Below are 15,721 nucleotides of genomic sequence, written 5' to 3'. Positions count from 1 at the left end.
AGATCGGCCATGAAGGCAATTCTGTTGTTGACCAAAACGATATCTCCGGGGGCGAGAGGATGAGCCTGCGTAGATTCCTTACAGGCGGCTTCGAATGCATCCATTGCCGACTTGACGGCCACGCTGTCCTCAATATCAGTTTGCGTCGAACTATGGCTGTATCTGATCCACGGAACACCCGCCAGATACCATTTATAATCGCTTCAACGGGACTAAAGCACCAGTCGAGTGCATGGTTTCGTCGAAATACAGACCTAGTTCAACAGCCTGCGCTTACTGGTGTCCGCCCGCCCTTTTTTTAGCCCAAATCAACGATTTTAGGTTGCGCTATACGCATCCATTTAGGCAAATCCATACCACTGTGTATTACTAACTTCGTCCGAATATGCCTTCGACTGATTTTATGGCTTAGATCTAGCCCATCTTTATTAGCTAACGCCTGCACAGTCATCGCGTACGGAGAAAGATCAGTAGGCAGAACACCAATCCTTAATTTTTCATTCATGATCAGATCCTGAAAATCCTCCGGCATTAAATCACATGCTTGTAAAAGCGCGTGAATTGTATCGGCAAGTCGCTTTACATCTGTAGGCAATCGTTCCGCCGACCAAATTCTCTTGATTTGCTCTATTAACGTTAGCATGCCAATAGTATTTTTATCTCTCTTAGCAACAGCGGGTGCATCCGCCAATCTGTTAGCCTCGGAGATAGCAACTTCCGCATGTTCAAGCATTGCTTTTACCTGAAATGCTATACGTTCCAACGGCCAATTTACTGTATTGCTTTTATATATCAAATCATGTGTTGCCACGGTCCAGGCATGCTGTAACACTGTCTTTATTTGAACTTCAAATAACATACCAACAAGCTCTGGATCCCGACCACTAATGAGCGGACGTCTTTCTACATAAACGCGTAAATCGTCGAACGTGAAGTTAGACGGGGCTTTATGTGTCGTTACATCGTTCTCTGGCCTCCGATATTTAAGATCGTAATTATTGAGAATCAAAAGCTCGGCCTGCTCTATATGTCCTAACGTTGGAACTACAACAGTACAACCAAAAAAATCCTCCATGGATTCTGGGGATGAAACTCGACCGGTCTCAATCTTAAGCGCAAAGCTTTCCAAGCCCTTTACTCTGGAAATGAAAAACCAACCCTCATTTTCTACCAAAGGCTTAAGTATCTGATTAACTTCATTTTCTAGCAGCTTGTATCTAGGCATACAACCCGAATACAAATCTCGAATATTTTTAACTATTTTCATATTCGACTGCTCCAGCATCTCCGAAAGCATGCAATAGTGCTGCATGTCGTTTGGTACGCGGGGCGAGGTCAGTACTTGCTCCTCTAGAATTATACGCATATTGCGTCGCGTGTTCTAAAATAGGGCTTCCCGCCAGCCCTGTAATATTCGCTTGATTATCTGCTACGATTGAGTTCACCGCCAACATGAAAGCAGTGTAGTTTTCCGCCAACGACACCAAGTCATCAGCGTCACTTTTATTTGTTAGGTAAACATAAGCCCACAGAGAATAAAAATGACTTTGCACTTTAGTAAAGTCCAATATGTCTGGTTTTATTGCGAGCATTTTTGATATAACGTTTTTGGTTCGTTCAACCCCTGAGACAAAGTCCTCTTCAACAAACAACGCCAACTCGTCAACCTCTTCATACTCAGCATATAATTCATCTAATCGATCTTGATCGAATCCAAGAATTTTCCCACTCAATATGATTGCAAATAATTCCGACAAGAACTGCACATCGGCCATACGCTTAGTTCTTGCAGTCGTAACAACCCCGGTTGCTTTCCACTCGACTTTCGCAGCTTCGACCTCAACAAAATTTATGAACCATCCGTCGTACTTCGCATGCCTTAGTTCTTGCGCGGTCAGCTTTCTAGAATTACGGTTGATACGCTCGAATATATTCCTGATAGCTGAGTCACTCACATCTGGGAGCATTTCAACAATAAGAACATAGTTCCAGAAAAGTTCTTTTGTGCTTTTACCGAGATCTTTCCATCGCAGCTTTTGGATATTTATATCGGAAAAATCGTCCGGAATTCTGACTTTATTGTTGGTAAAATCCAATATCGTCTGCAGCCGCTGCTTTCCATCGACGACATGATATGTAGCTTTTCCTTCAGTATCTAACGTTTTATGAAGAAAAATTGGCGGTGCAGGATAATTGTTTAATATAGTGTCTATGAAGAACCTCTGATCTCTAGGAGACCATACGCTGCGCCGCTGATAAGGAGGAGTTAAATTAAGAAGCCCTCTGCTGTGAATATCCAAAAACCAACTAATATCTTGCGTAGTGAGAGTTCGATTCATAAGTACCAACTTTATATTTAATAGTTAATTTACTTTACATGCTTAATTTTTTAGCTGATTTATTCCACTGCTGCCCACCTGCTCGGTAAAGCACCCCATCACCATACAACACTCGCGCGTCTATTCCGCCAACTCTGAAGGCGTCGTGGGGTGTACGCAACGTTTGCTGCGGCATCGAGATGGTTTCCCGTTTGCCCCTAGTGTACTGATTACGAAATAAGTCACCCATGATAAACAGGGTAACCTATTGATAAATTTGGTTTTTTCACGAAAAGAAAACCGGTTTTTCAAAAAATCACACTAGGATACCGATGGGGACGGTACAGCACCATCGGAGCGGCCCCATTAGCCAGACGGACATGGGGTTAGGCTGGCGTTCAGATCACTCTACAATGAAATATCACTGCTAAGCTTTCGTCGGCGAACTGCCCGTTTTTCGAATTTAGCAGCCTCCTGAGCGGAACGGCTACTTTGGCCCCAGAGTGTGCAAAAACGCATCCATGGTCTTGAGATTTCCGTCGCCACGTGAAATCTGTCAGTGTTTGCTCAGGTAACAGACCTAGAATTGGGACACATTTTTGAGCTGACTCTTTGCGCCGATGGGGGAGGAAAACGTTTTTACGCAATCTCGGCCAGTTTCGGCCTGTTGCCACATTCCTATTCAGAGCGAGTGCTGCGGGTTATCTCGACAGCGGTAAGAAGATCACGGCTTATCATCGGTGCGAAGCAAGGTGTTCTGATCGAATACAATCGGGGGCAATGGGATGCTATTTCGTGAGGTATTCCTTTTGGTATTCCAATCAAAATAAAAAAAAGATATTCATCATAATAATCAATAAGATATAAGGTTGATTCAAATTACCCCGGCATCTAAAGACGTCCACGGACGTCTTTTTTTGTGCCTGAAATCCATTAAATCAAGGACTTACACCACTTTTTAGGTCCGCAACGGTTTTTTGAGTTCCAGCCATCCCGGTATTCCCAGTGATATTCCGGCTACCTGGGACTAATCCTGGGAATACCAAAAGGCGCCCTGGTGCTCATCCCATGTGCGCTCAAACTGCCCGCCTCTCGGACCGTCCGCTCAAGACGGTCAAACCCAAAGACAAGGACTACGTCCTCCCGCTTCACAAGAACACCGGTTCTGTCCGAGCGCGAACGCCTGCGGCAACCATCAGGACGATGGCAGGGACAATCACCACGCTGGCCGATAGCATCGCCCCCTTGAAGCCGGCCACATTCAGCGCTCCTCCGCCGATAATCACACCCAGCCCGATCGCGCTATTCAGTACAGCTGTATGGATTGCTGTGGCCGGTACCGTGTGATCACCGGCAATCCTCAAGACCCAAGTCTGCAGGCCGGTAAACAAAGCGGAAATGGCCACCCCCCAGATCACCAGCAAGATAAGCACCGGCGCGATACCCAGAAGAGGACCGTAAATACCCAAGGTAACCAAGGCCAATGCCATCGCAATCAACGCTATCAGAATGAAAGCGCTCAAGTAGCGATCAATAAAGAGCGCACTAAGCAGATTGCCCAGGAAACCTGCGGCCCCGAAGGCGAACAGCAAGACAGCAATCAAGTACGCCGTAATCCCAGGTACCTGGCCAATAAACGGCTCGACAAAAGTGTAGGCACCAAAATGCGCAGCCGCAGTCAACCCGGTGATGACGTAAGTGATCAACAGGTCCTTACGCCGCAGTACCGCTGCAAAACCGCCCCCCCTGGCAAGCGAATGAATCTGCATGGAGGGAAGCACCAGTGCTATCGCACCAGCGCTGGCAACACACATCAACGCCAGGCAAACAAAGGCCGTGCGCCAACCATCGTATTGGCCCACCAGATTGATCAACGGAACGCCCATGACCGTGGCGATCGTAATGCCGCCCAACACGATCGAAGTGGCTAGCCCCATGCGATGCAGGGGCACAATATGCGCGGCAGTGGCAGCCACGATTGCCCAGAACACACCATGAGCCAATGCGCCGAAGGCGCGAGCGCCTAGCAGCGTCGAAAATTCGGGGGATAACGCCGCCAGGCCGTTGGATACGGCCAGTATCAGCATCAACGCGATCAGCAGCGTCTTGCGGGGAACCCAGCGGTTCAGCCAGTTGGATAGCAAGCCGCTGGCAGCCCCGATCCATGCGTACAACGTCACCGTCAGCCCGACGGTGGACGGGGTTTGACCCAGGTCAGATGATATCTGCGACAACAAACCAATAGGGGCAAACTCGGACGTCACCATCGTGAATGAGGCCATACACAGCACACTGACTGCACACCATATCCGCAAGGCTGAGCTGACCATCGGTAATGTCCATCCCTGTTCAGTTTTGAGTCATCGTGAACCCACTCGCGTCGCCGGCGCTGCGCGGGTGGGTTCGACACCTTCTACGTTAGATATCCACGGACACATCATACTCGGCGAGCCAACTGTTCATGCCCGCCACCCGCTCCGTGCCCATTCGTTCGTGCAACGGGGAGACTTTCCCCGCCTCCCTGCCCAGTGTGTCCTTGACTCGGCCCAGGTCCAATAGCTGGCGCACTGGTGCATTCGGGTCCACCGCAATACTGGACATGGCCGAACTCAATTCTTTTTCGTAGGCCGGATCCTGGGTTGCTGGATAAGGGTTTTTGATACGTTGCACGATGGAATCCGGGAGCAAGTCCCGTGCCGCCGCACGCAAGTTACTCTTCTCCCAGCCGTCGAAGGTTTCTATTTCCCAGGGAACATTGAAGGGATACTCCACCAACCGGTGATCACAGAACGGCACCCGAAGTTCGAGCCCCACCGCCATGCTCATACGGCCCTTGCGGCCCAGCAGGGACTGCACCGAAATTATTTATATGCGAGCCATTGCATTCCAAAAAGGTGCACCATGATTTAAAAGAGTCATTGGCAATGCGCCACTGCCGCGTGGCGTGCGCACCTTTGAGCACCGGGCTCAGAAATAACACCATGTCGAACTCAAACTTCATCAACGCACCCCGATGTAGGAGCTGACCACATCAATGCAGTTACGCCCTAACTCGTGACTGATCTGCTGACGGACATGCTGATCAAGCTCTCGATCTTCTCGGTGATCACGACCGCCACTAATGGGGCAGTAACACCAGTCAGTTGCTCATAGCGCTCACAGGCGTAAGCCGCACGCAGTTCATGAAAGCCTTTCAATCCCTGCTCATGCAGAATGTCCCGTGCCGGCCGCACGATTTTTTGTATGAAGACTTTGTAGCTTTCGTCCGGCGCCAACACATTTCGACAGCCCTTGGGTGAGACCTCCATGGCCCTATCGAGGCACCGCGGACTTGATCCATGACCGCAATCCAACCCGGTGCCGATGCGCCTGGCCGACCACCTTTGGTGCCATCCTGGATACTGATCTTGCCCAGCCATTGGGCCTCTCGTTGCAGCCGAGGCAGGTCCGCCAAGATCGCTTCAGGAGTAAGTGATGCAGTATCGATGGTGTTTGGGAGGCCGATTAGAAACGAGAGATCAAAATCACGAAATCCTCCCAGATAGTTTGCAGCTTGAACCAAAGCTCCAGGGTGGCGCACGAGACTAAAAGGAGGGCATGCCCTTTTCTTTATCTCCTTGGGGAGAGAACCAGCGACTCAGTAAGCGTTCCAGGTCATCTATATAGGTGAACGCTACAGGTACCACTAGTAAGCTCAGAGCCGTTGAGGTAATCAATCCACCAATAACGGCGATGGCCATGGGTTGACGGAAGCTGGCATCAGCCCCCAGACCCAGCGCAATTGGCAGCATGCCAGCGATCATCGCCAATGTCGTCATGACAATAGGCCGGACACGTTTGTGACATGCGTTAACCAACGCTTCGAAAACGGATAGACGTTGCTGATGAATGCCCATCACCGCGTACTCTACTAGCAGGATAGAGTTTTTGGTCACAATGCCCATCAACATCACAAGACCTATCATGGACGGCAGGCTTAGCATGCCTCGGGTCACGAGCAGTGCGACAAAGGCCCCACCCACCGAAAGCGGGATGGCGAAGAGGATGGTCAGCGGCTGGAAGAAGTCACGGAATAGAAGCACCAGGACGCAGTACACGCAGAACAACCCAATAACAATGGCCATGCCGAATCCACCCATCAGCTCAGCCATGATTTCCGCATCACCGGTTTCGATCAGCTTGACGCTGGTGGGCATTGCCTGGATCGCGGGTAAAGCTTTAGCCAGGTTCAGCGCCTGTCCTAACGGCATGCCGCCCAGGTCAGCAGTGACCGTGGCGTACCTGCGACGGTCATAACGGTCGATCTGCGTAGGGCCACTCTCTACCGCCAGACTGGCAACGCTGGATAGCGGGATCAAGCCGTCGCGGCCGCGAACCCGAAGATTAGCTATCGTGTCCAGATCTTGTCTTGAGGTATCTGGAATGCGTACCTGAATCGCCACCTGACGGTTGTCCAGATTTAGCTTGGCCATTTTTGCGTCAAAGTCCCCATTGGTTGCAATGCGAACCGTTTCACCAATGGTTGATGTAGTCACACCACGTTCCGCTGCCTGCTGAGCGTCGGGGCGCACGATGATCTCGGGGCGCTCCAAGCTTGCCGTGGAGGTGATGTTGGCAAGCCCTGGTACATCGCGCAGTTGCCGCTCCAGCGCCTGCGCCGTAGTTTTCAGCGCTGCTTTGTCGTCACTGGAGAGAATGAGCGACAGTTTCTCTCCCAGACCGCCGGAGCCCATTGAGAACCGGGCACCCGGCACATCGAGCAGCGCGACACGTATCTGGTTCTCGATGTCAGCCTGGGCTGGACGCGTGCCGCGAGGGGAAAGCACCAACGTCATAGTAGCCCTGCGTAATTCTGCCGCTTGTATCTGACCGCGCCCCGCCGGTTGAGCGACCCCCACGGTAGTCATTACATGCTCGATGCCAGGAATCCTTCCGATTGAGTGACTCACCGCCTCCGTCGTGACTCGGGTAGCAGCCAGATTACTGCCAGGGGGTAGTTCAATATTGATATTGCTATACCCCTTATCGGAGGCTGGCATCAGCCCTGTCTCAAGCAGCGGCACCACCGCTATCGAAGCCGCGAAAACGAGGACCGTACCTAACAACGTGAGGCGGCGATGGGTGAGGCACCAGCGCACTGCGCCAAGGTAGCGTGTCATCAGCACACCGTCCTTGGACTCCATTTGACCGCTATGGGTCTTGAGCAGGTAGGCCGCCATCATTGGGGTCAGCACCCTGGCCACAAGCAGTGACGAGAGCACCGCCACCACCGCTGTCCAGCCGAACTGCTTGAAGAACAGTCCGGGTATGCCACTCATCATGGCGGTTGGCAAAAACACCACCACCAGGGTCATGGTGGTCGCCATCACCGCCAAGGCAATTTCAGTCACCGCATCACCGGCTGCCTGTTTGATCGGTTTGCCCATACGACTGTGGCGCTCGATGTTCTCAATCTCGACAATAGCGTCGTCCACCAAAATACCCACAATGACTGCCAACGCCAGAAGGGTCAGAGTGTTGAGCGAATAGCCAAGCCAACTCATGACCAGGAACGTAGGCAGGATAGACAAGGGTAAAGCAGAGGCAGAGATCAGCGTTGCACGCCAGTCGCGCAGGAACCACCAAACCACCAGGACGGCCAATAAAGCCCCCTCGTAGAGCATGTGCATCGATCCTTCGTACTGCTCATGCGTGTAGTCCACCGTTCCAGAAACCTTGGTAAAGCTGAGGCCTGGATCAGCGCTGTGAAGCTTGTCGAGCGCTTCGGCCACACCGGCTGCCACGCGCGTTTCGTCAAAATCCTTGGCGCGGAAAATCCTGAATCCGACAACGGGTTTGCCATCGAGCGTGGCGATCTGGGTGCGGTCCGCATAGCGGTCCTTAACCACCGCTACCTGGTCCAGGTTGATGCGGCGACCATTGTCGAGCACCACGGGCAGGCTGTTCAATTCCGCAGCCGTGCGTACTGTCGCGATGGTGCGCACCGCCTGCTCAGTACCACCCACCTGGCCTTTCCCGCCGGAGGACTCTTGCTCAACCGTTTTCAAGGCCCGTGATACATCGGCGGCTGTTGCCCCCATAGCGGCGAGGCTCGCGGGGTCCACTTCTACCAGCACTTGCCGCTGGACACCGCCGACCCGTTCGAACTTGCCGATACCGGGCACGCCCAGGATGGTCTTATTAAGGGTGTCGTCCACAAACCAGGACAGTGCCTCTTCGTCCATTCGCGTAGAGGCCACGGCGTATAGCAAGGTCGCTTCATCTCCGCCCACCCGCACCGCACTGATCGAGGGTTGCTCCAGGTCGGTAGGCAAATCGGAACGAACTTTGTCCACCGCATCTTTGGTTTCAATCAGGGCATCGGAGAGTTTTTTCTCGAGGATGAACTCAACGTTAATCGTGACCAATCCGTCGACGATGGATGTGCTGATGTGCTTGATGCCTGACAACGTCGCCAGGGAATCCTCGACCTTACGTGCGACCTCAGTCTCCATTTGGGCGGGCGCTGCACCTGGCTGTGTCAGAGAGATGACGACCGTTGGCAGGTCAATGTCCGGCATGTTGGCGATTGGCAAGGCACGAAAGCCAAGGATTCCGGCCAGGGAAAGCAGGATGAAGAGCAGGATGGAGGGAATCGGATTACGGATCGACCAAGTGGCAAAGTTCATTGTCTACTCCTGCGCTGCAGCAGGTGTTGCGGCGACATGCACCCAATCACCTTCGTTCAAGAAGCCGGCGCCCTGCACGGCCACCTTGTCGCCGACATGAATGCCGGAAACGATCTCCACTTCGGTATTTTGCCGACGCCCCACCGTCACTGCCTGCATGACGATCCGCTCCCCCTCGAGCAACTTGGGAACATAGCTACGACCATCACGGATCACCACGCTCGCAGCAGGTACGACGACAGCGGAGCGTTCAGCCAATTCAACCGTGCCCTGCGGGTACATGCCCGCCCGAGCCATGCTGCCGGGCTCAATGTCGGCATAGACCATGCCGAGCCTCGTCTGGCCGTCCAGGCTTGGCGCCAGCTGGCGTACCACAGCTTCGGCTGAGGTACCGTCTGGTAATATCAGGTTGATGTGCTGACCGGGTTTTACTTGGGACAGTTGTACGGCAGTCAGCTCGCCACGCCACTCCAATCGATTTTGGCGAATCATGCGGAATAACTCTTGCCCATTGCTGTATACCGAGCCCACCGTGGCACTGCGGCCGCTGATAACGCCATCGTCAGGCGCTATCACTTTGGCGTAACGCAGTTGCAACAGGGTGCTCTGTAGCAATGCCTTCGCAACGCCAGCCTGAGTCACGTACTCAAGCACGTCCTGTTCGCTCATGCCGCCCGTGCCCTTGAGTTGCAAAGCACGCTGGCGGTTGACTTCGGCCTGTTGCCAGGAAGTCTTGAGACGCGACTCGTCGGCCCCCAACAGGTCTGCATCGAAAGTCGCCAGCAGTTGCCCACGCCTCACGCGATCACCCACGTTCACGAGGATTTCAGCCAGTCTCAAACCCGATACCTGAGCGCCGATGACAGCCTCTTCCCAAGGCGCAATAGCACCACTGGCTTGGAAGGTTGTTGGCCATTGGACCCGGTTCGCAGTAGCGGTAGTGATCGTCAGGGCTCTGGCAGGCTGGATTGGCGCCGGAGTAACGGCGGCATCAGAGACGAAAAAAAAGACGCCGCCCACCATCACGCTGGCGCAAAGGGCAACGATGCTCATTGACTTGCGGCCGACGCCAGCAAATGCAAAAGACAAGTTATTCATGGGATGTGTTATCCGGAATGAGGGCGATAGCTGCGCCGGTAGCTTTGACTAGAGATATCCAGGCCTGAGCCTGATCGCGACGCGCAGAAATCTGCGCATCCTGTGCAGAGGCGAACTGGCGACGGCTGTCTTCGAGCTCGAACAAGCTGACGGCGCCGACCTTCCACTGAGCATCGCTGGCCTGCAGTGTGGTGCGAGCGGCGATCTCCCCTTCACGGGTCGACAAGACTCGGGATTCGGCCGATGCCTGAGCAGCGATGGCGTTTTCCACGTCCTGAACGGTCGTGCGCAATGTACTTTGCAAGCTGGCTACGGCACGCCGGTACCGAGCGTCGGCGACCTTTACATTCGCAGCGCCCGCACCGCCGTCGAACAGCGTGCCGGTAAGGCTGGGACCTATGGACCACGTGTTGAAATCAAGGCTGGAGCCTGCGGCTCGGACCCATTGACCGGTCAAGGCTGCCGTCAGATCAATGCGCGGCAGGCGATCGGCGCGGGCGACAGCAATATCCGCCCAGGCTGCGGCGACCTCTCGCTCGGCCGAGATGACATCGGGGTGTTGCGCCAGTACGGTCGCAGGCACTTCAGGTACAGCTGCCGGTGCTCTAGGCATGAACACAGGCACCGCATCCGGCATCGACGGTGCAACGCCTACCAGCGCCTGAACCCTGCTCGAACGCTGGCCACTGAGGGCGACCAAAGCGTTCACCTGGCGGGTGCACTGTTCTTGCTGAGTCGCCAGATTGGTACGGGACGTCGCAAGCCCGGTGAGTATACGAGCCTCGTCAACCGCAGCAGCAAAGCCACTTTGAAGACGACGTCGCGTCAGCGCCAGGGTCTTTTCCCGGGAAGCGATGTCCTCAACCAGCACACGCCGACTGTTCTCGCAGGCACGCAGGGTCAACACATCATTCGCCACATCGGCTGCCAGAGTCAGTCGCGTTGAGGCAGCATCAGCCGTGCGGGCATCAAGGCGGTTTTGGGAGGCCTCAACCGACTCTCGAACCCGCCCGAAGAGATCAACCTCCCAGCTGAAGCTCGGCCCCGCCGAAGCCGAGGTGCTAAGCGCGGTCGTGCTAGAAGAAAAAGGAGACGTGTTCTGGCTTTGATCTCGCGTCAAGCTGGCGCTTGCATTAATGGTTGGCAGCGTAGCGGCGGTACTCACTCCCAGCGTCGCCCGTGCTTCGTCGATACGCATAAGCGCCTGGAGCAAAGTTGGGTTGTCAGCGAACGCCGCATCGATCAGTTTGTCGACAGCATCGTCTCCCAGGTCGTGCCACCAGGGCTTCGATGCCGGCGAATGCTGACTGTTCGCGGCGCCTGACTTTTCAGACCACACGGAGGGTGTCGACAGGGTCGGTTTGGTGTAGGCCGGCTGCAACGAACAACCACCGGATACCAACATGGACGCGGCGAATGCATACATCATCAAACGCCAGTACCACACCCACTCGGACGAACCATTCTCAGCATGACTGGCATTACTTATGATTCTGGAAGTCATCTCAGATAACCGAAAATAAAGCACGTTAAGACGCTAATGACAGTCGCAACGGCCGTAGCCGGCCACGTCGATCATGAAGTCGACTGGTAGAGGACAATCGCGATTTATCCTTTGCTTTCAAAGCAACCACGGAATATTCAGGTCTACGTCAGTCAGGCAGGGAAAGGCGCCTGCGCCCCTCTAAGTAAGCTCTAGTGCGAAACCACGATATCGTTGATGGGGTAGCGCCACCGCTCCTCAATCCTTGCGTCATCCGCGCGATATCCAAGTGCAATCACCAGCGGAATCACAGCGCCCCGAGGAAGGCTGAGAAGTTTGGCTACCTGCGACGCGGAAAAACCCTCCATCGGACAGGAGTCGATCCCTTTCGCAGCCGCGCCGAGCATGATTGTTTGAGCAGCGAAAATCGCATTGCGCGCAGCCCACTGACGACCGCCGATGTGCCCTATGGGAATCAGCGATAACGTCGGACGAATTAGCGCAGCGAGCAAAACCAGCGGTGACCAGAGTGTCGAAGAACCCAGCCCCAGAATTTTCTGAAACATACCTATTTGCTTGCGGTAATAAACCTTCGAGTCGGGGCCCAGCGCCGCCGAGCTTTCAACATGCGCAAGCTGAGCCTTAGCGGTACGCAGGCCTAGCGCGGGGCTCGCCACTACGACAATAAAGTCTGCCGCTGACGCAGCCGCTTTCTGTCCATTGCAGGCCGCAGCGACTCTGGCTTTCAAGGCCGGCTCTCGAACCCAGTGCAGCTCGTACGGTTGCATGTTCCCGCTGGAAGGTGCAAAAGCCGCTTCAGCGAGCAACGCATAAACTTCATCTTCGGGAATCGTCGTCGAGTTGAATTTACGGATTGCCCTGCGAAAGCGGTTCGCTGCCTGAAAGCCGTCCCAAGGGAGTACCGGGTCTTGTGTATTCATTAGATGTTCTCGATTCGTGAAGAGTGTTGTGTTTCCTTGTTTCAAATCGTAAGTTAAAGCTTATATTTTAAAAACTCGCGTTCTGGAGCAGCCCATGAGCAAAAGCCGAACGACCGTAAACCCGCGTAAACTCCCGGCCCAGGCACGCTCCCGCGCAACTGTCGAAGCGATTATTCAAGCGGCGACTTACATTTTGACCAAGGTCGGTTGGGAAGGCCTGACGACCAATGCGATTGCAGAGCGCGCGGGCGTCAACATTGGTTCGCTATACCAGTTCTTCCCGAATAAGGAAGCCGTTATCGCAGAGTTACAGCGACGTCATGTCGCTGCAACGCGAACTGATCTGCTTAACGCTTTGGAAATTTTGCCAGGGCAGCCGTCTCTTCGAGAGGCGCTGACAATGATCGTAGAAATGATCGTCGCTGAGCATCGCATCGCGCCTGCTCTTCATAAGGCTATTCATGAAGAGCTACCACGTACCGTTCGGCAGGCAGATGATGAGAAAGACCATCTGCAGCGACAGTTCTCAGACGTACTGAGGCCTTTCATGAAGAATGTTCCCGATCCGGATCTTTCGATTTACCTGATGGGCATCGCTGCGCATGCGATCATCCACACTGTTACCGCTGATCGACCACAATTGCTGGGCCATCAGAGCTTTATTACTGAGGTTGTCGCCCTGCTTGAAAACTATCTTTACAGGCAAACGGAAAATCAAGGACAAAATCTAAAAGCTTCTTGCGGACATCATTGAAGAGTTTGTTGTGACGTCAGTGGCAATGAAATGATTCGAGGTCCTAAGGAGATGGTTCAAGACACGATATTCAACAAGACCGATGAGCCTTATGAATATTCATTAGATATATACCTGACGAGCAAGGGCGATAGAAGCTTGCTACTCCGACCGGCTGCTTCTGGTCCAGAGTGTGTAAAAATGTTCTCCAGCCACGTCCACGGACGTCTTTTTTGTGCCTGAGATTCAGTAAGCTTTCAGGGATAGACAAGGGTACCAACGCAACTCACTCCCGTGCAGGGACTCTACGCAAAATCAACATCGCAATGAAAACCGCACCCACGATCCCCACCGAGATCATCAGTCCATGCTCGCTGATGTATGACACTGTCGCACCTGTGGCGATGGGCCCCAATACGCTCCCCAAGGTGTAGAACATCGCAATCGCCGTCATTGCGGTGGACACTTGATGTTCGCCAACCCGGTCTCCCGCCTCGATCACGGCCAGGGTGTTCATGCCGCCAATGGCGCCCCCCCAGAGGAACACGATAATCGTCGCCAACCAAGGAAGCGGCTGGCTGAGCGGAATGGCCAGCGTGCCCAGCAAAAGTATCGAGCCGCAGACTAATTGACCGACTTTGTAGGAACTGCGGTCGGCCATCCAGCCGATAGGTAGTTGCAGAACGGTGCCTCCAATGCCGAACACCGATATCAGCAAGGTAGCGGCGGTCAACAGATAGCCGGCCGATAGGCTGTAGCCTGCAAGAAACGACACAGATGAGGTCTCCGAAAAACCTGCGATAAACGCGCCACACAGTGCCGTCGGAATGACGCTGAACAACTTGCCATGGCGTTTTTCCGCCGGGGTTTGCGGTTGCGTATCGTACGCCTTGAGGGTTAATGCCAGCGCGCCCGACACCAACACGATCGCCGCACTGGCGTAGTAGGGCGCAGCGCTCCCCACGCCAAATACAACCAAAAGCAGCGGGCCGACAGCAATACCCAGGCCCATCAAGGTCTCATGTACGCCGATCGCACGCCCGCGCTCGTCTTTCGAGGCGACCGCGACGATCCACGTATCGCAGGCAATCCAGCGCAGGATCAAGCCAATACCGAGCACGAAGTTCAGCGAAAAAATCAGTACCAAATGGGTCGTCAAGGTCATACCGATCAGCGCAGCAATCGTCAGCGCTGCGCTGAGGATATTCGCCTTGACGAGCCCCAGGTGGGCCAGAAAGCGCGGAACCCATTTGTAGAGCAGCAGGATCGCCAACCACGAGGCACTGACAATCACCCCGATCTTTGCCGGCTCAACCCCTTGCTGCTCCAGCGAAAGCGACAGCAACGGAGTGACGGTACCAATCTGCACGATCTGCGACAGGGCCGAGAGCGTGTTTATCTTGGTGAGCGCAAACCAGCGTTGTTTGTCGGTGCACTCAATACTGGTATTTTCCATTCGTGCCCACCCGCGATCCCGCCGGGACTCTCTGTGCCGAGCAGCCAGCTAGATGGCCAGATCAAATGTTTGTGCCGTGGCTAGATCGGTTGCAATGTAGGTGGCGTCGATACGGCCGATGGTTTCGATAACGTCCATAGCCCGCCTGGACAGTCGCCGGTCAGCCCGGTAAACCACTCCGAAACACGTACCGCCGATCAGAAGCCCTTGCGGCGCATCGACGAAGCTCAAGCGTTCGACGATGCCGTGCGACACCAGGTGGGCCACCACGTCTTCCGCCGCAATGCCCACCAAGTCGGAACTGGTCACCATCTGGATGAGGATATCGGTGTGTTTGCATTCCATATTGATCGGCAATAAATCTCTGCCGGCGCGTTCAGACAGCAGCACCCGTAGCTCGGCGGGCAGTGACGAACAGGCCAGCGGGTAGTCGGCCAGTGCGCGAAAAGACAGGTCATTCGCCGTCTGCAAGGGGTGATGCCGGCGGCAGAACAACTGGAAGCGCCTCGGGCGCAAGGCCTGAGTGACGTAGCCTTTGCTGGTTTCGATATGCCGCAGGTCGGCGATCAAAAATTCGATCTCACCGTTGTCCAGGCACTCCTTGAGCACGTCCGGCGCATCGACGCGCAGGTCTATGCGGGTATCGCGGTTGAGATCAACGAATTCAGCCAGTGCGGCAGGGACCAGGCGAGCAGCAGGTAACGGACCGCAGCCCAGGCTCAGTAGCGGCGCCGGCTCTTGCTCCAGGCCGAGGATGTCGGCGCGCAAGCTGCTGACCTCGTCGATGATCTCGCGGGCACGGACGCGCAACGCTCGGCCCTGGGCCGTCAGTGCAAAACCACGACCGCCGGTGCCGCGCTCCACCAACTGACAGCCGAGGTTTTGCTCCAGCGCCTGAATGCTGCGACTGAAGGCCGACTGGGTAATGAACGTGGCCTCTGCCGCCCGGGTGAAATTGCCATGCTCGGCAAGCGCAAGGAAGTGTCGAAGTTGATGCAGGTCCATGGCCAGTCTCATAGGGAAT

At 54.5% G+C, this 15,721-nt stretch carries 10 protein-coding genes and 2 pseudogenes; 1 reads left to right on the top strand and 11 read right to left on the bottom strand.

Annotation, left to right across the window (positions count from 1 at the left end; all coding sequences use genetic code 11):
• Positions 1-298 precede the first annotated feature (298 nt).
• The 9 genes and pseudogenes from IB266_RS24670 to IB266_RS24630 all read right to left on the bottom strand — a co-directional run bounded on the left by IB266_RS24670 (position 299) and on the right by IB266_RS24630 (position 12,508).
• Positions 299-1,267: a hypothetical protein gene (locus IB266_RS24670; protein ID WP_192263011.1), complete on the bottom strand. Its 969-nt coding sequence runs from the start codon at positions 1,265-1,267 to the stop codon at positions 299-301.
• Positions 1,254-2,339, bottom strand: a complete 1,086-nt coding sequence (locus IB266_RS24665) for a DUF262 domain-containing protein (RefSeq protein ID WP_192263009.1) — start codon at positions 2,337-2,339, stop codon at positions 1,254-1,256. Before IB266_RS24665 ends, IB266_RS24670 begins: the two co-directional genes overlap by 14 nt.
• Before the next feature lie 1,127 nt (positions 2,340-3,466).
• Entirely contained in the window at positions 3,467-4,600 is a 1,134-nt protein-coding gene (locus IB266_RS24660) for an MFS transporter (RefSeq protein WP_225613642.1), read from the bottom strand.
• Between the two features lie 136 nt (positions 4,601-4,736).
• Positions 4,737-5,174 (bottom strand): annotated as a pseudogene (locus IB266_RS24655) (asparagine synthase-related protein); the annotation flags it as partial.
• 144 nt (positions 5,175-5,318) lie between these two features.
• Positions 5,319-5,784: pseudogene (locus IB266_RS24650) on the bottom strand (integrase); the annotation flags it as partial.
• 118 nt (positions 5,785-5,902) lie between these two features.
• The gene (locus tag IB266_RS24645; protein ID WP_192263005.1) at positions 5,903-8,986 is read right to left on the bottom strand and encodes an efflux RND transporter permease subunit; all 3,084 of its coding nucleotides are present in this window, start codon (positions 8,984-8,986) and stop codon (positions 5,903-5,905) included.
• A 3-nt stretch (positions 8,987-8,989) separates the two neighbouring features.
• The gene (locus IB266_RS24640; protein ID WP_192263003.1) at positions 8,990-10,084 is read right to left on the bottom strand and encodes an efflux RND transporter periplasmic adaptor subunit; all 1,095 of its coding nucleotides are present in this window, start codon (positions 10,082-10,084) and stop codon (positions 8,990-8,992) included.
• Positions 10,077-11,510 carry an efflux transporter outer membrane subunit gene (locus IB266_RS24635; protein WP_192263001.1) on the bottom strand — a complete coding sequence of 478 codons (1,434 nt, stop codon included), beginning with the start codon at positions 11,508-11,510 and terminating at the stop codon, positions 10,077-10,079. Before IB266_RS24635 ends, IB266_RS24640 begins: the two co-directional genes overlap by 8 nt.
• Positions 11,511-11,779: 269 nt before the next feature.
• A complete protein-coding gene (locus tag IB266_RS24630) occupies positions 11,780-12,508 on the bottom strand; it encodes a nitroreductase family protein (RefSeq protein WP_192262999.1) in 729 nt (242 codons plus the stop codon).
• 94 nt (positions 12,509-12,602) lie between these two features.
• On the opposite strand from IB266_RS24630, the gene IB266_RS24625 reads away from it, so the two are divergent.
• On the top strand, positions 12,603-13,262 hold the full coding sequence (locus IB266_RS24625; RefSeq protein WP_192262997.1) for a TetR/AcrR family transcriptional regulator: 660 nt from the start codon (positions 12,603-12,605) through the stop codon (positions 13,260-13,262).
• Between the two features lie 265 nt (positions 13,263-13,527).
• Here the strand turns inward: IB266_RS24625 and IB266_RS24620 are convergent, their stop codons facing one another.
• Positions 13,528-14,697 (bottom strand): MFS transporter, encoded by a 1,170-nt coding sequence (locus IB266_RS24620; RefSeq protein WP_192262995.1) that lies wholly within the window; start codon positions 14,695-14,697, stop codon positions 13,528-13,530.
• A 48-nt stretch (positions 14,698-14,745) separates the two neighbouring features.
• On the bottom strand, positions 14,746-15,702 hold the full coding sequence (locus tag IB266_RS24615; RefSeq protein WP_192262993.1) for a LysR family transcriptional regulator: 957 nt from the start codon (positions 15,700-15,702) through the stop codon (positions 14,746-14,748).
• Positions 15,703-15,721: the final 19 nt, after the last annotated feature.

It is taken from the genome of Pseudomonas sp. Pdm06 (assembly GCF_014851795.1).
GTDB lineage: Bacteria > Pseudomonadota > Gammaproteobacteria > Pseudomonadales > Pseudomonadaceae > Aquipseudomonas > Aquipseudomonas fluorescens_AA.
The sequence above is the reverse complement of the archived record's forward strand: the minus strand, read 5'-3'. Positions and strand labels throughout refer to the sequence as shown.

What these genes read in the sequence shown, in the direction of transcription:
- IB266_RS24670 (WP_192263011.1), bottom strand. Translation starts at nt 1,267, where the DNA reads ATGAAAATAGTTAAAAATATTCGAGATTTGTATTCGGGTTGTATGCCT.
- IB266_RS24665 (WP_192263009.1), bottom strand. Translation starts at nt 2,339, where the DNA reads ATGAATCGAACTCTCACTACGCAAGATATTAGTTGGTTTTTGGATATT.
- IB266_RS24660 (WP_225613642.1), bottom strand. Translation starts at nt 4,600, where the DNA reads ATGGCCTCATTCACGATGGTGACGTCCGAGTTTGCCCCTATTGGTTTG.
- IB266_RS24645 (WP_192263005.1), bottom strand. Translation starts at nt 8,986, where the DNA reads ATGAACTTTGCCACTTGGTCGATCCGTAATCCGATTCCCTCCATCCTG.
- IB266_RS24640 (WP_192263003.1), bottom strand. Translation starts at nt 10,084, where the DNA reads ATGAATAACTTGTCTTTTGCATTTGCTGGCGTCGGCCGCAAGTCAATG.
- IB266_RS24635 (WP_192263001.1), bottom strand. Translation starts at nt 11,510, where the DNA reads ATGTATGCATTCGCCGCGTCCATGTTGGTATCCGGTGGTTGTTCGTTG.
- IB266_RS24630 (WP_192262999.1), bottom strand. Translation starts at nt 12,508, where the DNA reads ATGAATACACAAGACCCGGTACTCCCTTGGGACGGCTTTCAGGCAGCG.
- IB266_RS24625 (WP_192262997.1), top strand. Translation starts at nt 12,603, where the DNA reads ATGAGCAAAAGCCGAACGACCGTAAACCCGCGTAAACTCCCGGCCCAG.
- IB266_RS24620 (WP_192262995.1), bottom strand. Translation starts at nt 14,697, where the DNA reads ATGGAAAATACCAGTATTGAGTGCACCGACAAACAACGCTGGTTTGCG.
- IB266_RS24615 (WP_192262993.1), bottom strand. Translation starts at nt 15,702, where the DNA reads ATGGACCTGCATCAACTTCGACACTTCCTTGCGCTTGCCGAGCATGGC.